Annotated in this window: 19 protein-coding genes; 13 read left to right on the top strand and 6 right to left on the bottom strand. The window is 43.6% G+C overall.

Annotation, left to right across the window (positions count from 1 at the left end):
- Positions 1-25 precede the first annotated feature (25 nt).
- Complete coding sequence (locus tag ACM0OZ_RS33205; protein WP_414587107.1) at positions 26-289, top strand: helix-turn-helix domain-containing protein; 264 nt, start codon at positions 26-28, stop codon at positions 287-289.
- Positions 290-368: 79 nt separating this feature from the next.
- On the opposite strand, the gene ACM0OZ_RS33200 is transcribed toward ACM0OZ_RS33205, so the two are convergent.
- Positions 369-1,133: a hypothetical protein gene (locus ACM0OZ_RS33200; RefSeq protein WP_414587106.1), complete on the bottom strand. Its 765-nt coding sequence runs from the start codon at positions 1,131-1,133 to the stop codon at positions 369-371.
- Positions 1,134-1,280: 147 nt separating this feature from the next.
- On the opposite strand from ACM0OZ_RS33200, the gene hemE reads away from it, so the two are divergent.
- Positions 1,281-2,336 (top strand): uroporphyrinogen decarboxylase, encoded by a 1,056-nt coding sequence (gene hemE / locus ACM0OZ_RS33195; protein ID WP_414587105.1) that lies wholly within the window; start codon positions 1,281-1,283, stop codon positions 2,334-2,336.
- A 106-nt stretch (positions 2,337-2,442) separates the two neighbouring features.
- Here the strand turns inward: hemE and ACM0OZ_RS33190 are convergent, their stop codons facing one another.
- Positions 2,443-2,976: a GNAT family N-acetyltransferase gene (locus ACM0OZ_RS33190; protein WP_414587103.1), complete on the bottom strand. Its 534-nt coding sequence runs from the start codon at positions 2,974-2,976 to the stop codon at positions 2,443-2,445.
- A 126-nt stretch (positions 2,977-3,102) separates the two neighbouring features.
- Between ACM0OZ_RS33190 and ACM0OZ_RS33185 the strand changes: the two genes are divergently transcribed.
- A complete protein-coding gene (locus ACM0OZ_RS33185; RefSeq protein WP_414587102.1) occupies positions 3,103-4,062 on the top strand; it encodes an NAD-dependent epimerase/dehydratase family protein in 960 nt (319 codons plus the stop codon).
- A gap of 425 nt (positions 4,063-4,487) precedes the next feature.
- Here the strand turns inward: ACM0OZ_RS33185 and ACM0OZ_RS33180 are convergent, their stop codons facing one another.
- The 3 genes from ACM0OZ_RS33180 to ACM0OZ_RS33170 all read right to left on the bottom strand — a co-directional run bounded on the left by ACM0OZ_RS33180 (position 4,488) and on the right by ACM0OZ_RS33170 (position 8,366).
- Complete coding sequence (locus ACM0OZ_RS33180; RefSeq protein WP_414587101.1) at positions 4,488-6,497, bottom strand: HAD family hydrolase; 2,010 nt, start codon at positions 6,495-6,497, stop codon at positions 4,488-4,490.
- A 219-nt stretch (positions 6,498-6,716) separates the two neighbouring features.
- Positions 6,717-7,409 (bottom strand): hypothetical protein, encoded by a 693-nt coding sequence (locus tag ACM0OZ_RS33175; RefSeq protein ID WP_414587100.1) that lies wholly within the window; start codon positions 7,407-7,409, stop codon positions 6,717-6,719.
- Between the two features lie 771 nt (positions 7,410-8,180).
- A complete protein-coding gene (locus ACM0OZ_RS33170; protein WP_414587099.1) occupies positions 8,181-8,366 on the bottom strand; it encodes a hypothetical protein in 186 nt (61 codons plus the stop codon).
- A gap of 382 nt (positions 8,367-8,748) precedes the next feature.
- Here ACM0OZ_RS33170 and ACM0OZ_RS33165 point away from each other — a divergent pair, with 382 nt between their 5' ends.
- The 10 genes from ACM0OZ_RS33165 (at position 8,749) to proB (ending at position 18,340) form a co-directional block, all read left to right on the top strand.
- Positions 8,749-10,341, top strand: a complete 1,593-nt coding sequence (locus ACM0OZ_RS33165; RefSeq protein ID WP_414587098.1) for a B12-binding domain-containing radical SAM protein — start codon at positions 8,749-8,751, stop codon at positions 10,339-10,341.
- 146 nt (positions 10,342-10,487) lie between these two features.
- Entirely contained in the window at positions 10,488-10,814 is a 327-nt protein-coding gene (locus ACM0OZ_RS33160) for a YnfA family protein (RefSeq protein WP_414587097.1), read from the top strand.
- A 327-nt stretch (positions 10,815-11,141) separates the two neighbouring features.
- Positions 11,142-11,342, top strand: coding sequence for a hypothetical protein (locus tag ACM0OZ_RS33155; protein WP_414587140.1), 201 nt, complete (start codon positions 11,142-11,144; stop codon positions 11,340-11,342).
- Between the two features lie 202 nt (positions 11,343-11,544).
- Complete coding sequence (locus tag ACM0OZ_RS33150) at positions 11,545-12,801, top strand: N-acetyltransferase family protein (protein ID WP_414587096.1); 1,257 nt, start codon at positions 11,545-11,547, stop codon at positions 12,799-12,801.
- Positions 12,802-12,918: 117 nt separating this feature from the next.
- Complete coding sequence (ruvX, locus tag ACM0OZ_RS33145) at positions 12,919-13,377, top strand: Holliday junction resolvase RuvX (RefSeq protein ID WP_414587139.1); 459 nt, start codon at positions 12,919-12,921, stop codon at positions 13,375-13,377.
- 134 nt (positions 13,378-13,511) lie between these two features.
- Positions 13,512-14,084, top strand: a complete 573-nt coding sequence (locus ACM0OZ_RS33140; RefSeq protein WP_414587094.1) for a DUF3727 domain-containing protein — start codon at positions 13,512-13,514, stop codon at positions 14,082-14,084.
- 83 nt (positions 14,085-14,167) lie between these two features.
- Positions 14,168-15,250 carry an endolytic transglycosylase MltG gene (gene mltG / locus ACM0OZ_RS33135; protein ID WP_414587092.1) on the top strand — a complete coding sequence of 361 codons (1,083 nt, stop codon included), beginning with the start codon at positions 14,168-14,170 and terminating at the stop codon, positions 15,248-15,250.
- Positions 15,251-15,350: 100 nt separating this feature from the next.
- Positions 15,351-15,896 (top strand): YqeG family HAD IIIA-type phosphatase, encoded by a 546-nt coding sequence (locus ACM0OZ_RS33130; RefSeq protein WP_414587138.1) that lies wholly within the window; start codon positions 15,351-15,353, stop codon positions 15,894-15,896.
- Between the two features lie 1,020 nt (positions 15,897-16,916).
- Positions 16,917-17,108: a hypothetical protein gene (locus tag ACM0OZ_RS33125; protein WP_414587091.1), complete on the top strand. Its 192-nt coding sequence runs from the start codon at positions 16,917-16,919 to the stop codon at positions 17,106-17,108.
- A gap of 122 nt (positions 17,109-17,230) precedes the next feature.
- Complete coding sequence (gene proB / locus ACM0OZ_RS33120) at positions 17,231-18,340, top strand: glutamate 5-kinase (protein WP_414587090.1); 1,110 nt, start codon at positions 17,231-17,233, stop codon at positions 18,338-18,340.
- Positions 18,341-18,448: 108 nt separating this feature from the next.
- Here the strand turns inward: proB and ACM0OZ_RS33115 are convergent.
- Positions 18,449-18,861: HEAT repeat domain-containing protein (locus tag ACM0OZ_RS33115; protein WP_414587089.1), on the bottom strand; the 413-nt coding region annotated here is incomplete at its 5' end.

The following is an 18,861-nucleotide window of genomic DNA, read 5'->3' as shown; positions in this document are numbered from 1 at the left end:
GTAGGTGTTGTGGTAAATTACTTTTATGCTGACAATAAACTTCACCTATCGAATTTACCCCGACGCTATCCAACAACAACTCATGCAGTCCTGGTTGGAGACGTGTCGATTTGTCTACAACCGTGCCTTGCGCGAGCTGAAAGACTCGATTGCCTCTAGAAAAAGTTTGATAGATCGGTGTTCGCTGGTGAAGGAATATATAATTCCAGCCAATACCCCGTTTCCTAGTTATCAGCGTCAGCAAAATGACTTGCCCAAACTGAAGAAAGAGATTCCAGAACTCTCGTGACCTCTCTTCCCTACGGTAAGAATTGGTCAGAGGACGCGCACCAATTTCCCCGACATTCCTCCCACCACCAAATCAAAGATTATGGTGCGGGACTCCTGTCGGAACTAGTTGAAGTCCCTGTGATGTACCGTAAATTCGTTTTCAAGCTACACAAGCCAATAGCTGGGATGACTCCCAAAACCACCGCTGTCAATCCTTGTTCAGATAAATACACGATCTGATCCCGATTGGCTTCTGGAATAAACTCCTGCACAAACGAAAGCAACCAAACCAAGATACTGATGAATAGAAATGAAATTGAAGGCAGAAAATTCCACCACCAAGCACGTCTAGTGTACCGTCGCAGGACTAACCATTGGAAAAATCCAAGCCAAATTCCGGAAAGGATATATGCGATAGTTGACAAAAATCCAAAGATGACCTTTTGTTCAACAGATATTTGATTTAATGATGCGATGGATGCAATATAGTTAATCCATTGTGCGGAAACGCCGTTAGCAACTAGCCAACCCAGGCTAGTGGCAAACATCCACAACCAACCGGATAGGTATCTACGTAGAACAAGCGCTTGATCTGCACCGAAAATGAGCGCAAACACAGTATTACTAAAATATTTTGCTAAGGTATACCATATTTTTTCTTGCAAAACCGCTCTTGGCAGCATCTCTACAATAGTTTTTTCTATGGCTATACTAGCAATTCCACCTACAACCCATCCTAAAAAGGTCATAAGCATAAATTGGATGAAAAAACTCCGGCGCTGGAAGCGGGGTATTAAAAACTTTCGCGCCTTGCGTTCACCAGAAAATACTTTCTGAGAGGGTTGTTTTGAATGGGGTTGCATAAGAATTTAATATTTATTAAGTTTTAAGTCGGATTTGAGTAGAAGTTTTGCGATCTGCACCCCAAACGCTCTTGCTCTTCAAAAAGGAGAATCCTGGAATGATAAGCTAAACAATGACATAAAAAAGAGTTTAGGATGAACTGTTAAATGGGTATTTCTTCCAATGAACCTTATCTCCTCAGGGCAGCTCGTGGTGAAGTGTTAGACCGTCCCCCCGTATGGATGATGCGACAAGCGGGACGATATATGAAAGCTTACCGAGATTTAAGGGAGAAGTATCCTTCTTTTCGCGATCGCTCGGAAATACCAGAAGTAGCGATTGAGATATCCTTGCAACCCTGGAAAGCCTTCCAACCGGACGGAGTGATTTTGTTTTCTGATATTGTCACGCCGCTTCCTGGTTTGGGCATTGATATGGATATCGCTGAAGGCAAAGGACCAATCATTGACTCGCCCATTCGCACCGCAGAACAAGTTGAGAACCTGCATCCGTTAGAGCCAGAACAATCCCTGCCTTTTATTAAAACAATTCTGCAGGCATTGCGGCAAGAAGTGGGCAACCAATCAACTGTGTTGGGCTTTGTCGGTGCGCCTTGGACATTAGCAGCTTATGCGGTGGAGGGAAAAGGTTCCAAAACCTATTCCATCATCAAAAACATGGCGTTCTCAAACCCGACGGTGCTGCATCAGTTGCTCACAAAATTTGCAGATGCGATCGCTACTTATGTCCGCTACCAAATTGACTGTGGCGCTCAAGTTGTGCAAATGTTTGATTCTTGGGCAGGACAGTTGAGCCCTCAAGATTACGAAACTTTCGCACTCCCCTATCAGCAGCGAGTTTTCCAGCAAGTCAGGGAAACTCATCCTGATACACCCCTCATTTTGTTGGTGAGTGGTTGTGGTGGTTTGCTAGAAAGGATGGCACTCTCAGGCGCGGATGTGATCACTGTAGACTGGACAGTGGATATGGCAGACGCACGGGAAAGGTTGGGTAAGCACCTGAAAGTGCAGGGAAATCTTGATCCTGGTGTGCTGTTTGGTTCCAAAGAATTTATCCGCGATCGCATTTTCGATACAGTGCGGAAAGCTGGTAACAAGGGACACATTCTTAATCTCGGTCACGGTGTTTTACCTGAGACTCCAGAGGAGAATGTGGCTTTCTTCTTTGAAACAGCAAAGCAACTCAGTAGTGCAGTTGTATGACAAAGCGAGGTTAGGGGCGCAATGCTTTGCGCTCCCCCGCTGCCTCATTTCTATGCACAGTATTTCCTTTAGAGTCTATAGTGTATACAAGTTGGGTGCAATTGTACTAAGTTGGGGCAACTACGTTAAACATTTCAAGTTCCATTTTGTAATATCGGGTTGTGCGTCCTATTGGAATCATTCCTAACCTCTGGATAACACGGATTGACGCAGTATTTTCGGGCTGTACAATTGAACAAATTACGGGTAGTTTTAAGGTGTTAAATCCGTAATCTAAAATTGCTTTTGCCGCTTCCGTCGCGTATCCCTTACCCCAAGCTGATTTTTTCAAATGCCAACCAATTTCATAATCTTGTGTGAATTGTTGATCCTCATCTCGTAGTTGCATGAGGACAATAGTTCCTACAATTTTTCCAGTTTTTTTAAGAACCATTGCCCATAAACCAGTTCCATTATTCAGTTGGGCAGCTATTGTTACCCATCGTTGCAGTATATTTACTGTGCTTTCAAGACTCTCTGCTTTGGTGATGAGGAAGCGGGTAACTTCAGGGTCGTTGTATATCTCAAAAGCTTGTTTTGCATCCTCTTCTGGAATCCAGGTACGGATAATTAGGCGGTCAGTTTCAGTAATGATAGTCATGTAGAATTATTTTTAATACCAGTAAGGGCTTTTGCTCATATAAAAGTTATAGATTATGAATCTTGAAACTTTTTTCTCATTCATAATTCATAATTCATAACGCCTTAATCTTATTTGAAACTCCCTATGAGCCAGAAACGGATTTTAGTAACGGGTGCAAGTGGTTGTATCGGTCACTACATAAGTGAAGCTTTAATTCAAGAAACGGAACACGAACTGTATCTGCTGGTGAGGAACCCAAAGAAACTGCAAGTAGATACTCAAGCACGTCCGGGTGTGACTGTCTTGCAGGGTGATATGCAAGAAATAGGGAAATTTGCCGACTTACTGAAAAGCATAGATGTTGCTGTACTAACAGCAACGGCTTGGGGCGGTGATGCAACATTTGATATTAATGTACATAAAACGCACGAGTTGCTCAACTTGCTAGATCCAAACAGATGCGAACAAGTGATCTATTTTTCCACCGCTAGCGTTTTGGATCGCAACAATCAACCGTTGAAGGAAGCAGGCGAACTGGGTACAGATTATATCCGTTCCAAGTACGATTGCTTGCAAAAGATATCGCAGTTAGCCATAGCCCCTAAAGTGACCACTGTTTTTCCGACTTTAGTCGTGGGGGGCGATCGCAATAAACCCTACTCTCACGTTACATCTGGTATTCCAGAAGTTACGAAATATATAGACTTGATTCGCTTTTTAAAGGCAGATGGTAGTTTCCACTTGATTCACGGGCGAGATATTGCCACTGTAGTACGGTATTTGATTGATAATCCTCCCAAACAAGACGAACCACGCTCCTTAGTTTTAGGTCAAGCGCAGTTGACTGTAAACCAGGCAATAGAAGAAGTTTGCGCTTATCTAGGCAAAAAGATTTTCTTTCGCATCCCTCTATCTTTATCTTTAGCCAATTTAATTATCGTTTTGTTCCGCATTCAGATGGCTGCTTGGGATAGATTCAGTATGAACTATCGGCATTTTAGTTACCAAAATTTTATTAATCCCGGCAGTTTCGGTTTACCAAATTATTGTGCGACGGTGAGTGATGTTTTGAAAATCAGTGGTGTTGAGCCATTTATCAAGTAATATCAGGTTCGTTTGATGACTTACTATTCCCCTCCTCGTTTGCGGTGAGTCCAGCGCTGCAGGCGGGTTTCCCGCCGTAGGCGACTGGCGTTCGTCGAAGACGTGCCGAAGGCATACCCGAAGGGGGAGGGGTTAGGGGTGGGGTCTTCGTACTGTGGGCAATTAAAGGGTTCTCGTTCTTAACTCAAAATTGACAGACTAGTGGTCTGTCCCATTAATTTTGACATGTCGTAGGGGTCAGATCCCCGACTTCTTTAAGAAGTCGGGGATCTTGTAACCCATTAGAATTAATGAAACAGACCACTAGTGGTTAACCGCATTAGTTTTGATATGAACGCACATGAGCGCAAAGAGCGCTCAATGAGCCTAGGACTAAAGTCCTTACTACGAAATCATACAACCATCATAATTAATGACATAGACTACTAAGCTTTACGGAGAAGAACTTTTGTGGGAACCTTGGACTTAATAACCGAGAGCAAGCGGCGATAGCGGCGAAAACCTTTCATAGCCTTTTGGATTGATGGGGCACTTTGGGCTATTGATCCCTCAAACCATAAACCTTGCTGATAAGCTAATCTCGCAGTCAAAAAAGATTTAGCCACACTTCTCCAGGGGTAGGATTGGGCAAGAGAGTTAGTCTTCTCACTATGACCAGCCTCCCAGGGAAAATCACCCCAAGCCTTTGCCTCTGTCTCAGAAGGGTTCAACCAAAACGACTGAAGGACATCTGCAGAAGCTTCGCGCACATCTGCCCAAGGATTCACTAAGCTGGCATTAAGTAAGAGATTCTCAGTAAAACAGTAAACTGCCTTCCTAACAAGTGGTAACCCCCAGTCAATGATCCTTTGATTACGTTCCTCCTTGAAAACCGGTCGAACTTGTTCACCTTCCTCCGTGAAGCTAAGCACAGTACCATGATCTGCACTACAAAACATTTCCAGAGGAACAATACCCAACTCAGGTAAAACGTCTTTGAAGCCAGTTCTTGTCCGCTGATCAAAGAAATAGCCTTTCTTAGAGTCAGATTGATTGCCCTGGGAGTTACTCTTGAGACCATAAAATAGACCGATATCGAGTGTAGCACCGTTGGCATTGAGAAGTGCGGCTAGGGAATCATACGAGCTGCCATACCAACCTACATCAACTAACCCCTTTGGCGTTGAGTCAAGCAGTCCCTCTTGCTCCAGGTATTTCATCAGAACTTGTTGCTTCTGTTGTGCTTTCTGAAGAATGAGTTCGCTGACTTCGCGTTTGTCAAGCACTGGGTGCAATGCCTGCACCTCTTGCCTACTAAGAATTCGGGACCAATCTTTTTCTTTGAATCCAACAGCAGCCAAGCTATCACGAATCTCTTCCGGAGCAATAGAAACCCGCGCCAGAAAGTCTCGAATAGAGAGGGTACTCGTGCCATCCAAAATCCAGCTTGGTCTTTTCAGCATCTCCAATGCCTGCTGTGGATCAAGACTGACGACGGCGGGCAAATTCCACGATAGTCTGCTGCCATAAATATAGCGAAGCTCACAAGAAAAGTTGAGCTTGCCGACTAATCTACGCGCTATTTCCAGCAAAATTTGACCATCTCTCGACACAAAGTAGAGCTTTTTTAAACCCATTAGCTGAGCCTGTTGCAGTACCCAGAGAACATAGCCGACTAATGTAGGAGCCACCACGCCAGCAGCGACATCACGCAAAGCCTCTTCTTTTGAGGACGACACCGGGACTTGCAAACGGACTAGCCTAGAAGCACCAGCCATAGCAGAAGATAAACCCTCTGTGGCGTAGGAATGAGACTCGAGTTTTTGTTCATATCGATTCAGGTTGCCTTCGGAAAAATGTTTAACTTTCAGCCCAACTTTTTTGGCACCTTGAACATCAACACGCAGATCGTTTCCATAATGAGATACTTGGGCAGGCGAAACACCTTCACGACTCAGCAATTCTCGGAAAAGTTGCCCTGTTGCCTTCGATTTTCCATATTCATTAGATACATACAGCACATCACCCTGTTCCCAAAACGAATGACGCACTAACTGCTCCTTGATGAACTCTGCAGGCAAATACATATCGGACACGAAAACCACACGCTTGCCTTGGTTGCGGGCTGCCTGTATAATGTCCCTTGCAATCGGAATCGGGCGAATCAGTTGAGACTCTAAGGCACATTCTAGGTGCATGATTTTTTCGCGTTGCTCATCAGTGAGTCGCAGCGCGATCGCAAGTTCTGTGTAGATTTGCTGCAAAGAATATTTTTCACCTACATTTGCGTAAGCCCGGAACTCGGCTGTGGTGCGAGCATGAACGAACGCTTCCGGTGTACAGTTAATTAGCGTAGAAACTGCAAGTTGCTTACCTAGCAGGAGAAAGAATGCTTTTGGTGTTCCGACAACTCGTGTCAGAACGGTGTCAAAGACATCAAATGAAGAGATATGCATTGTATTAATGTATTTGTTTTTAGTAAAAATTAAGCAAGCAACACCAGTTGCGACACTTACCATCCAATACGTGTCGCTTAACAGTATCCGTCACCCGCGCATGGTGCGGATACGGACACACTAACAAAGGCTGCCTTTGCAGCCTGTAGAAATTAGCCTACACAGGTAGGCTTAGTTTGTTTAGCCTGTCGGCTAATCCAAGAAATATTCACGCTACCATTAAGTGAACGCTAAATTAAACCAAAACTTGTGTCTGACATCCCTAACGTAATGTCTTAAAGCAATTTCTTTACTAGCAAATTTATCTGGATAAATGAACTGGTCTTCTACATTAAGAATATATCGTTGCGGGCACAGAGGCTTGCCCTGATTCTGGTGGATTGTCAAATGCACCACTGTTTGTTCAGTAAAATATCCAGGAACTCCTTTAATATTCGCCAAGCGTTCAATAGCGAAACTCCAATCCAACTCGTGCTTGAATAAAATAAATCCAGCATTGATTGGATTTAATTTCTCGGAATCATCGTAAATGATTCTCTCATCCAGTGAATTAGAGCAATCAGGTAAATATCTAGTGTATTTATCGTCCGGAGTAGCTAACTCAACTAAGTCAATTCCACCTGGGAAAAATAAAATATCTGAATCTGTGTAGATAGTTGGACCATTCACAGGAATTGACATTAATGCCGACAACTTTCTGCCCATTGCATGCAGTTGGGCATATTCAGAAACACATTGAGGCAGATCGCTTCTAAGAAGTTCTTTTAAAGGCACCACCTCAACACAGGGATGTATGCGGCGCAGTAAACGACAACTATCGTCAGTGTAGCTACCATCAGAAATAACAGTGAATGTATCTGGAATGCCGACATGACGGATGAATGACCGAATACTTACCACTTGTTCTGGCAAATCGCGCTCACATGATAAAGAATAGACATTTATCGGAGCTTTTCGATTTTGTTTGATAGGAAGGTTGACCAACTTAACAACTACATTTCTATAAAGAGAACGAATAAATTGGCCTTGAAATTTAGCAGTATGATAACCGATGTTTACCATTTATTAATCCTCACACAAAACAAGAATAGTTAAGAATATACCTGCAGTCAGGCTTGGATTTGTAGATTGCTGGCTGCAATCCTACCCAGCCTGATATTATTTCAGGTCGCATGAGACTTTATACTAGATATAAGCTTAGTAGTTGCCCACAAATAACTTACCTGTTTGAAAAAATGTAAGCCTTGATTGACAGGACTTTCAGCTATTAAAAAAGGTAACTGATTCGTGCCGTTTTCCTTAGAAATGAGTTCCTAATAGTTAATTTCTTCGTTCTACCAAATTTCTCTGGTCAATGAAAATTTTTAACTATATCTAAGTAGTCTGTATTTGGTACTTTCATGTTGAATTATGAAGTGATGAGGCTTCACAAAAAAATGAATTTGTACTTAATACTTACATATTTATATCTATGTATATGCAATTTATAAATTTGCATCTGTATATGATATTAATACCCGTGTAAATACCAGGTCAATCAAGATTTGTTTTATTTACAGATTTTTTAGATTCATAATGGAATATATGTCGGTATTCGTAATTTTAGGAGTTAGCTATTGACAAAAAAGTAATTTTAGGTTAGATTTTGTATTTTTAGGTAGATGCAGTTTTAAATTTTTCGTGCTAATGCAGGTGATTGGGCAAGGAACAGCGCCTGAAGAGCGATGGGCTATGGCCCGTCTGAGGGGAAAGCGCACGCTCCGCAAACGGCGATCGCAATGCCTGCCTTGCCTCTAGCGATAGATAATATAGTGCTATGTTGTGCCTTTGATTTGCATGAGTGTAAGCAGCCAGGATGCTTGCTCCCATCAGGGTTTCTCTTTTTACGGATGTCCAAATTGCTTACCAGTCCTCTGTAGAGCACATTTCGGTTAGGAAGGGTGCATATTATTCGTTTTTTATAATAAGAATTTACCGTTTTCTCTTCTCATTAAAAATAAACAGAACTTACGTATGCATTATGAAGAAACGAACTGCGTAGACAGGAAGTGGCGTGCTGAACAGGAGTGTGTGTCTGTTAGAACAAGGCTAAAACACAAAGGACACTAAGAAATAAGAGTTTTAGAAAGTTCTTGCGTAAGTCCCAATAAAAATAGAAACTTTAATTAAGAGAATTTCGTCGTCAATACCTCAATAAACTTTTAACTTAGTTAAAGTGAATTAACACTTAAAGTGTGAGGTTTGACGGTTTATGCGAGTTTTATTGGTTTATCCTATTTTTCCCAAAACATTTTGGTCTTATGAAAAAATATTAGAATTAGTAGACCGCAAGGTTTTGTTACCACCCTTGGGTTTAGTGACAGTCGCAGCAATTTTGCCTCAAGAATGGGAATTTAAGCTGGTTGATCGCAACATCCGCCCAGTGACAGAAGAGGAATGGGCTTGGGCGGATGTGTGTATCTTCAGCGCGATGATAGTTCAAAAACAAGATTTGCTCGAGCAAATTCGCGAAGCAAAGCAACGTGGTAAGTTAGTTGCAGTCGGTGGTCCTTACCCCACCTCAGTACCTCACGAAGTTAAGGAAGTTGGCGCAGATTTCCTGATTTTAGATGAAGGGGAAATTACCCTACCGATGTTTGTCGCAGCAATTGAACGGGGTGAAACCTCTGGGACTTTCCGGGCGACAGAAAAACCCGATGTCACAAACACCCCAATACCCCGCTTTGATTTGCTAGACTTTGATGCTTACGACATGATGTCGATTCAGTTCTCCCGGGGTTGTCCTTTCCAGTGCGAATTTTGCGACATTATTGTTCTCTATGGTCGCAAACCGCGTACCAAAACTCCCGCACAAGTGTTGGCAGAGTTAGATTACCTCTACAAGTTGGGTTGGCGGCGCGGTATTTTTATGGTGGACGACAACTTTATCGGCAACAAGCGCAATGTCAAGTTGTTGCTTAAAGAGTTAAAAGTTTGGATGGCAGAACACCAGTATCCATTCCGGTTTGACACCGAAGCTTCGATTGATCTCGCACAAGATCCAGAATTAATGGAGTTGATGGTTGAGTGCGGTTTTGCAGCAGTGTTTTTGGGAATTGAAACACCAGATGAGGAGAGTTTGCAACTCACGAAGAAGTTTCAAAATACCCGTAGTTCACTGACTGAGGCAGTGCAAAGCATTATCAAAGCTGGGTTGCGTCCAATGGCTGGGTTTATTATTGGTTTTGATGGCGAAAAACCAGGCGCAGGCGATCGCATTGTCCGCTTTGCAGAACTTGCAGCAATTCCCTCTACGACCTTTTCCATGTTACAAGCACTACCAAACACTGCTCTTTGGCACCGTCTCAAGAAAGAAGGACGACTGCGGGAAAACAAAGACGGCAATATCAACCAAACCACTTTGATGAACTTTATCCCCACCCGTCCCTTAGAAGACATTGCCAGAGAATATGTTGAGGCGTTTTGTACTTTATACGACCCAGTGCAGTACTTGGATCGCACCTACCGCTGTTTCCTGATCATGGGTGCGCCGAGTTGGAAAGCACCGTTTAAGATGCCAGAGTGGATTGTTGTCAAAGCCCTACTGATTGTTATCTGGAGACAAGGGATAAAACGGGAAACTCGCTGGAAGTTCTGGCACCACTTGTTTAGCATAATCAAGCGTAATCCCAGCGTTGCAGAGCATTACCTTGCTACCTGCGCCCATAATGAGCATTTCTTAGAGTATCGCCAAATTGTACGTGAGCAAATAGAATCTCAGTTGGCTGAATATCTAGCACAAGGCGCAGAAAAACCATATGAAATGGTGAAGGAGAATGAGAAAGTTAGCGCTATAGCTAGTTAGCTAAATAGTTAACTATAGATAATAGCTGCTCGCTCATGGTTTCCCTAACTGTGTTGATGTTATTATGGCTCTGCTTTGAATAAACACCCTAGTTTATAGCGGTGCCATAGTGTAATATAATATCGGCTTTAAACCTCAAGCCGAAAATGCAAACGCTTGTTTTCTTCTTAGTTGCTGAAGAAGGAGAAATTTCTGGCTGCTACGCCTTTTGGGCATGGTTGAGACTAGGAAAAAGTATACTTTGGATTTTTCCAGGTATTTTAGCCCTGATTATCTTTGCTGTTGCTCTAACCAAAGTAGATGCTTCAAATGCTGGAAGAGTATACGCAGCTTATGGCGGTATTTACATTTTTTCATCTGTTGTTTGGTTATGGTTGACTGAAGGTGTCAAGCCGGATCACTGGGACTTACTGGGCGTTACAATTTCCCTGATGGGAACGGCTGTAATTTTGTTCGGTTCACATCGCCTTTAAAAGGCTGACATAATTATTAGACTTCTTGCAAAAGTCAATTCTATAAAAAGACGCTGCGCGTGAACAATCCGGGAAACCCTAATCCAGCAGTAGCTTCCCTCAAGAGAACTGCTCGCATTATCACCGTCCTCCGGGCGTCTACAAGTCGGGGAACCCTTCATGTGCAATTGTCCTGCTCTTAACTATTGAGCAAAGTTTACATTTCTCCACAATCGGTTGCCATACATTACACTTCATTGCAAAGTAAGAAGATTAGGCAAAACAACATGATAAGTATTGGTAATGTAAATCAACAATCGGGAAAGATTCAAGGAGAACACAGTGGCAATGGAATCAAATTTCAGAATCGGCGCAAATGCAGTGCATGATGATTTCAGTGAATATGTTGCCCATCTACAACTTCACATGGCTCTGCAATCTCGCAATCTGGTTCCAACCCTGAAACAGTCTTTGGAAGACAGCCGGGAGCAATTACTCCATCAAACCCAAGCCAATTTTGAAAAGCTAGCTTCTCGTAGAGCTATCTAGCCTATACAATTTTTAAATAAAAACAAAGTAAAACAAACATAAAAGCAGATTTTGTGAAAACAAGGCTAAAAGTGTTATCACGAAATCTGCTTGCTTTGCATCAAAATTTACGAAAATCACCCTTTTGGCTCAATAGAAAGGAGCTCAAAGCCGTTAAGATTATTATTGCAGCAGTTCCTTTGACCCAGTTACTATAGGCGCAATGGCGGCTCGAATGAAAATGGCCTCATTACTACCCCGAAATCTTAGCGTTGTGATCCGACAAGTCCAATACCGGGACTTGGATGGAATAGAACGTATAACTCAAGAGTCATTCTCCGCCCAAACCCCCCAGGGAGCGACTGATGCAACGCGGCAGATGCAATGGCTGCGGCGCTGGTATGGGTTGCTGAAGTTTTTGAATTGGTTTCCCAACCCGCTACAGTATAAGTTTTGTGCATACGTAGCAGAACAAGGGCGTATGCTTCTGGGGATGATCCAAGTATCCCCGTTTAATCGCACCCACAGCACTTGGCGTGTTGACCGCGTCATGCTAGAACGTGGGTCTGATAAGCAAGGAATTGGGTCGCAACTTTTGCGCTATTGCTTTGAGTCGATTGTGGAAGCTCGAACTTGGATTTTAGAAGTCAATGTCAATGACAAAGATGCATTGGCGCTATACCGTAAAAATGGATTTCAGCGCCTAGCCGAAATGACATACTGGGAGATAGAACCAGAGTTGCTTCAAGAATTGGCACAATCAGAGCCAGACTTGCCCAATCTACTGCCGGTAAGTAATGCTGATGCCCAACTCCTCTATCAACTTGATACATCATCAATGCCTCCTTTAGTACGGCAGGTGTTTGACCGCAACGCTGATGACTTTAAAACAAGTTTGTTCGGCGCTTTAATACAAGCTGTGAAGCAGTGGGTGACGAAAACAGAAGTCGTGAGTGGTTACGTTTTTGAACCCCAACGCAAAGCGGCGATCGGCTATTTTCAAGTACGACTTGACCGCAAAGGTCAACAGCCCCATATGGGAACACTGACAGTTAACCCAGCTTACACTTGGCTGTATCCTGAGTTGCTGTCTCAACTAGCACGGGTAGCACAGGATTTTCCTCCACAGGCTCTACAACTTACCTCAGCCGACTATCACCCAGAAAGAGAAGAGTATTTGGAGCGAATTGGCGCAAATCGCAGAGAACACACGCTGATGATGTCTCGCTCAGTGTGGCACAAACTGCGGGAGTCAAAATTTGTATCCCTAGAAGGAATTCAATTACCCGAAGTATTGCAAGGTTTACAACCCGCACGCAAACCCATTCCAGGTGGTATGTCATGGGTACAAGCACAGCAAGTGTCGCCAGAGAGAGTAGCGCAACCTAGTAAAAATACAGAAACTGTTGCATTTTCGTGCAACAACTGTAACTTGGAAGCATCTAGCCAAAGCGAGTCAGCAGATGCACAGCAGGAGTAATTCATAGTGGCTTTTGAACAGGGAGAAGCAGACAAGGAGACAAAGGGACAAAAAGACTTGGCGACAGGGGAACATCTCCCCTTGTCGTCCCCCTTACCCCTTGTGCCTGCATGCTCCGTGCAAAAGGAGTATATTTCCGCTTTGGGATTAGATGTTGGTCGCAAGCGTATTGGTGTAGCAGGATGCGATCGCACTGGTTTGATAGCCACTGGGATCACCACCATACAGCGCACATCGTTTGAGCGCGATGTGGAGCAATTCCGACAACTCGTCGCTGAGCGTCAAGTGCAAGTGCTAGTCGTTGGATTACCTTATTCTATGGATGGTTCTTTAGGGTTTCAGGCACGTGAAGTGCAGAAATTTACCAAAAGACTTGCCAAGGCTCTCAAACTGCCTGTGGAATATGTTGATGAGCGATTAACTTCATTTCAGGCAGAGCAGATGCTGATAGCAGAGAAGCGATCGCCCTCTCGTCACAAAGAATTGATTGACCGCAAAGCAGCGTCTCTCATCTTACAACAATGGCTGGATACAAGGCGAGCTAGCTCCAAAAGCACATTAGTCTCTGCTGATTAATAATGCAACCTTTTAACATGATATTCTGAAAATTATTAGCCAGCTGTACTCCTATTTAATTGATAATATGTTTCACAAGAAACAATCACGTCATTGTCAAAATTGCTGGTAGTTATAAATTATAGAGCTCGGCTATGTCACCCTCACAATTTCCTGAAGAAAATGACCAAACTCAAGCTGGTTCCATCACTTTGACTGATGACAAAGGGAGAAACCTGGAATGTTACATTGAGCATTCACTCACAGTAGATGGTCAAGAGTACGTTTTGCTTCTTCCTGTTGACTCACCAATAGAAATTTTTGCTTGGCAAGGTGATGGCGACGAAGAAGAAGCCATTTTAGTAGAAGATGAAGCGACAATTGATGAAATTTTTGACATCGCCCAAGCTGTTCTAGCTGAGCAAAATCTGTTCCTGAAACATACGGCTTATGCTCTGACTGTTGCAGGTGAGTTACCACCAGTGGAAGAGTCGGAACTGTTTACCCTAGAAATTGAAGACGAAGGGACAGATTTAGAGCCGGAGCAATTACAGCTACTATCGAGCTTTTACCACGAAGACCAGGAGTACGCAATTTACACTCCTCTCGATCCACTGCTGTTTTTTGCACGAATAGCTAAAACTGGTAAACCAGAATTACTGTCCCCAGAGGAGTTTCGTAAAGTCCAACCCTTGTTGGAAGAACATTTGTTTAATGAAGTCGAATAAGATGGAAAATTCAAAATTAAAAATTAAAAAAATTATAAATTTTAATTTTTAATGAAGAATTTTTAATTATCATCTTTTGTAAGATGAATTTTAAGCAAAAAAGTTGGAAGCGGTCGTTTCTATTGGGTGTCCTGCCGTTGACCCTTTTATTTTGTGGTTGGCAAGGTTGGGCGTGGTGGAGTTGGGCAATAGCACCAATCCAACCAGTAACAGCTGGTGCAACGGCAGATAACTCACTCAAAGGGCTACAAATTCAAATCCCTCCCGGAGCAGGATCACAGCAAATCGGTCGTGATCTGGAAAAGGCTGGTTTAATTCGCTCGCGCTTGGCGTGGAATTTGTGGGCGCGTTACCTGGGGTGGAAAGACCCTGAAGGTAATTTTAAAGCAGGAAGCTATGAACTTTCGCCCACCCAGCCTTTATCGGCGATCGCTCAAAAAATTTGGCGGGGAGAAGTGGTGCAAAATAGTTACACCATTCCCGAAGGCTGGTCATTGCGGCAAATGGCAGCTTATTTTGAGGAAAGAGGATTTTTCTCCGCCAAAGATTTTCTTGCAGCGACAACTCAAATTGACCGTAGCCAGTTCCCTTGGCTTCCCGCCAATCTACCCTCCTTAGAAGGATTTTTATACCCAGATACGTACAAAATTGCTAGTGGTGGCATCACTCCCCAAGATGTTATCAAACAAATGCTCAACCGCTTTGAGCAAGTTGCCCTGCCAGTGTATCGAAAAGAACGAAATCAGACAACGCTAGACCTCAAGCAGTGGGTGACTCTCGCTAGTATTGTGGAGAAAGAGGCAGTGGTAGCGAGTGAGCGACCCCTGATAGCTGGGGTGTTCTTTTCTAGGCTGCAAAAAGGTATGCGCTTGGAAAGCGACCCAACAGTTGAGTACGCTTTAAACATTCGTCAAACAGCAGATCAGCCTCTGACTTTGGCTCAAGTTCGCACTGCATCTCCCTACAACACCTATCTCAATCCTGGCTTACCACCCACTCCTATTGCTTCCCCAGGCTTAGCAAGTTTAAAAGCTACACTTGATCCAGAAAAAACGGATTACTTATATTTCGTGGCACGCTACGATGGTACTCATGTGTTCAGTCGTACTTTACAAGAACACGAAGCAGCAGTTACCAAAATCCGTAAAGAAAGAAGCGGTCAGTAGTCCTTTGTTTAAAGCCAATGACAAATGACAAATGACAAATGACAAATGACTAATGACTAATGACTAATGACGAATGACTAATGACTAATGACTAATGACTATGAGCTGGAACAATCTCTTACAGCCTAACTTGATTTTGGAAGGTTCAGTGTTGAACCTCACACCAGACATGATCCAAAAATACGGGCTGAAGGGGCTGGTGTTGGATGTAGATGAAACATTAGTACCAATTAGAGTAGCGTCAGCTTCTCCTGAATTGCAACAGTGGGTAGAGCAAATTCGTCCCTATGCAAAGTTGTGGTTGGTCAGCAATAACCTCAGCGAAGCCCGCATAGGTGGGATTGCTCGCTCTCTCAACGTGCCTTACTTCTTAGGTGCTGCTAAGCCCTCGCGGCGTAAGATTTGGGAAGCACTCCAAGCGATGAATTTGCCAGAACACCAAGTGGGTATGGTCGGCGATCGCTTATTTACTGATGTCATAGCAGGTAATCGCTTAGGAATGTTTACTATTTTGGTAGAACCAATTATCCATCCAGATGCTGCTCTGCGTTCCCATCCGATACGCAACTTTGAAGTTTGGGTATCTGAAATTCTCGGTGTCTCCATTACTCCTAAAACAAAAAGGTTTACAAAGCTTGACAAATAGTCAGGAAAGTAAATCTAAAGAAACAATTAAGAAACCTTTGTTTGGCAAAAAAATCGGGGATCATAATAAGTATAAATAACATGGGGTCAGCCAAATAAAGACCCTAGCCGATAACAAGTCAATATAAAAAACCAAAGCGCCAGTCTCAACATATAAAGGGACTGGCGCTTTACAATTGAGTCAATTCTCATGAGCTTTTTGTCATCAAACCAATGACTTATGACCAATGACCCTTCGGGTATGCCTACGGCACGCCTGACGGCGAACGCCAGATGCCTGCGGAGGGAAACCCTCCCGCAGCACTGGTCTCACTAATGACTAAAACGATAAACAAAAAGGTTTACAAAGCTTGACAAATAGTCAGGAAAGTAAATCTAAAGAAACAATTAAGAAACCTTTGTTTGACACAAAAATCGGGGATCATAATAAGTATAAATAACATCGGGTCAGCCAAATAAAGACCCTAGCCGATAAAAAGTCAATATAAAAAACCAAAGCGTCAGTCTCAACATATAAAGGGACTGGCGCTTTACAATTTAGTCAATTATCCTTAGTTCTTTGTCTTGACACTCCCCTGGCTAAAGCCGAGGGGATTCTTGTCTCGTCGAGCTGCCGTAAACCTTCGTGTCCCTATTCCCATTCGCCGAATGGTACACGGGCAATACCTAACCAAACATCCGCTACTACTGTACAAAATGTCGAGCCAGTTCACGAAAGACCTAGAGGGCATCTCTCCTCAAGCTTTCAGGTACTTTGCCGGAAGTGCCTGATTTAGTCTGTTCCTTCCTTTTCCCCAGGTTCCCGTGTGCCCCACGGTACGTTGTTTACAAAGCGTTTTCTTTACTAGGTTCACGCGCAATCGGTTAGATAGCGACTGGGTTTTGAAAGAGGACTTTCCCTACCCTCTTAGCATTATTATTTCCTAGCCAGTCGTGTGGAGACACCCCAGATTTGTATAGTCACGTGCTAGCGGTTATCCTACCTGTGCTATGCTATTAGTATAGGGTACGGTTCTTTAGTATGTCAACAGGAAAAGGCAAAAAAAGAGTAAAAAATATTCCGGTATTGTATGACCAGCCAAAAAAGAAGCGCGGTGTCTGGCTAACAGATACCGCTTGGCATTCAATACAAGAATCAGCCGTCAAACAAAAAGTTAGCGCTAGCGAGTATCTTGAAGAGTTGATTAGAAAATACAACATCACCGCAGGCTAAAGCCTGCGTCGGCGGCTTTCAACCCAAGCGCCTGAAGTACGAAGTACGGTGCTATGCACCTGCTTCTCAGGGGTTTTCAGCCTGCCGTCCTTATAAAACGAATGACTGATGACTCATGACTCATGACTAAAACAATTGTCGTCAAAATTGGCACTTCCAGCCTGACTCAACCAGAAACCGGACAACTGGCACTTTCCACGATCGCCACTTTAGCAGAAACCCTTTCACACCTACGACGGCAAAATCATAGGGTCATTTTGGTGTCCTCTGGCGCTGTAGGGGTAGGTTGTGCGCGGCTGGGTTTAACTGAACGTCCCAAGGCGATCGCTTTGAAACAAGCTGTCGCAGCAGTAGGGCAAGGCAGGTTAATGCGGATATACGACGATTTATTTACGACTCTGCAACAGCCAATTGCTCAAGTTTTGCTCACCCGCAGCGACTTGGTACAGCGCAGTCGTTACCTTAACGTTTACAATACATTCAGGGAATTACTGCAACTGGGGGTCATTCCGGTGGTGAATGAGAATGATACAGTCGCAGTGGAGGAACTGAAATTTGGTGATAATGACACCCTTTCTGCCTTAGTTGCTAGCCTAGTTGAAGCAGATTGGCTATTTTTGCTCACCGATGTAGATCGGCTTTACTCAGCCGATCCCCGTTCTGTACCCGATGCCCAACCGATTGCTTTAGTCAGTAACATCAAAGAATTAGCAGAATTACAAATACAAACAAGCACCCAAGGTTCCCAATGGGGTACTGGTGGTATGTTCACCAAAATTTCAGCAGCAAGAATTGCGATCGCTGCTGGTGTTCGCACCGTCATTACCCAAGGACGATACCCCCACAATATCGAAAAAATTTTACAAGGCGAACTCATTGGCACTCACTTTGAACCGCATCCTGAACCATCTTCTGCCCGTAAACGCTGGATAGCTTATGGTTTGGTTCCTGCAGGAAAACTCTATTTAGATGAGGGAGCAGTGCTAGCAATTTCTGGTGCTGGCAAATCCTTGTTAGCTGCTGGTATTACCGCAGTGCAAGGAGAATTTGACATTCAGGATGCGGTGCAATTGTGCGACAAAAACGGTCATGAAATTGCCAGAGGACTGGTAAACTACAGCAGCACCGAACTACAAAAGATTCGCGGGCGTCGTTCCAGTGAAATTGCCGCTATTTTAGGTTATGTTGGTGCGGAAACTGTGGTTCACCGGGATAATTTAGTTTTGACGTAGAAACCGATAAACCTACTTGAAAATAGAACTCAGAACTCCACAGCTAGGAACGCAGAAGAAAAAATAAATTTTACCCGACTACCGCCTATTGACTCAACCAAGTTCAGATTAAGGAAAAAAGCGCAATAAAGACTCGTACCATCTGATTTTCACTCCCCGTTTCCTCAATTCTTTTTTCGCAAAGTCCCGCACTTTCCGATCTCGATCTTTTTTTGCTCTATTCCTTAACACTGGCAGAATCTGGCGATTGTCAGGATATTGTTGGATAATTGCCGCAAGTGCTATTTGCCGGGGGTTGTTTTCAAAGTCGTAGTTGCGCTTAAAGGGGTCATTGACAGCAATATTGCATAAAAGCCCAAACATTCCTGGGTCATCTTTGAATGCTTTTGCTAACTCTTCGACTGCTGCTCTTCGCACATGATAATCTTCATCACTAGTGGCACGATTTTTGAGCCAGGATAATGTCTCTGGGTCATCTTTGAATGCTTTTGCTAACTCTTGGACTGCTGCTCTTCGCACAT

Origin of the sequence: Scytonema sp. PCC 10023 (genome assembly GCF_963920835.1) — a bacterium.
Taxonomy (GTDB): Bacteria; Cyanobacteriota; Cyanobacteriia; order Cyanobacteriales; family Nostocaceae; genus Kalymmatonema.
The sequence above is the reverse complement of the archived record's forward strand: the minus strand, read 5'-3'. Positions and strand labels throughout refer to the sequence as shown.

Coding starts and splice junctions, on each gene's coding strand:
- ACM0OZ_RS33205 (WP_414587107.1), top strand. CDS start 26: ATGCTGACAATAAACTTCACCTATCGAATTTACCCCGACGCTATCCAA.
- ACM0OZ_RS33200 (WP_414587106.1), bottom strand. CDS start 1,133: ATGCAACCCCATTCAAAACAACCCTCTCAGAAAGTATTTTCTGGTGAA.
- hemE (WP_414587105.1), top strand. CDS start 1,281: ATGGGTATTTCTTCCAATGAACCTTATCTCCTCAGGGCAGCTCGTGGT.
- ACM0OZ_RS33190 (WP_414587103.1), bottom strand. CDS start 2,976: ATGACTATCATTACTGAAACTGACCGCCTAATTATCCGTACCTGGATT.
- ACM0OZ_RS33185 (WP_414587102.1), top strand. CDS start 3,103: ATGAGCCAGAAACGGATTTTAGTAACGGGTGCAAGTGGTTGTATCGGT.
- ACM0OZ_RS33180 (WP_414587101.1), bottom strand. CDS start 6,497: ATGCATATCTCTTCATTTGATGTCTTTGACACCGTTCTGACACGAGTT.
- ACM0OZ_RS33170 (WP_414587099.1), bottom strand. CDS start 8,366: ATGGGAGCAAGCATCCTGGCTGCTTACACTCATGCAAATCAAAGGCAC.
- ACM0OZ_RS33165 (WP_414587098.1), top strand. CDS start 8,749: ATGCGAGTTTTATTGGTTTATCCTATTTTTCCCAAAACATTTTGGTCT.
- ACM0OZ_RS33160 (WP_414587097.1), top strand. CDS start 10,488: ATGCAAACGCTTGTTTTCTTCTTAGTTGCTGAAGAAGGAGAAATTTCT.
- ACM0OZ_RS33155 (WP_414587140.1), top strand. CDS start 11,142: ATGGAATCAAATTTCAGAATCGGCGCAAATGCAGTGCATGATGATTTC.
- ACM0OZ_RS33150 (WP_414587096.1), top strand. CDS start 11,545: ATGGCGGCTCGAATGAAAATGGCCTCATTACTACCCCGAAATCTTAGC.
- ACM0OZ_RS33140 (WP_414587094.1), top strand. CDS start 13,512: ATGTCACCCTCACAATTTCCTGAAGAAAATGACCAAACTCAAGCTGGT.
- mltG (WP_414587092.1), top strand. CDS start 14,168: ATGAATTTTAAGCAAAAAAGTTGGAAGCGGTCGTTTCTATTGGGTGTC.
- ACM0OZ_RS33130 (WP_414587138.1), top strand. CDS start 15,351: ATGAGCTGGAACAATCTCTTACAGCCTAACTTGATTTTGGAAGGTTCA.
- ACM0OZ_RS33125 (WP_414587091.1), top strand. CDS start 16,917: ATGTCAACAGGAAAAGGCAAAAAAAGAGTAAAAAATATTCCGGTATTG.
- proB (WP_414587090.1), top strand. CDS start 17,231: ATGACTAAAACAATTGTCGTCAAAATTGGCACTTCCAGCCTGACTCAA.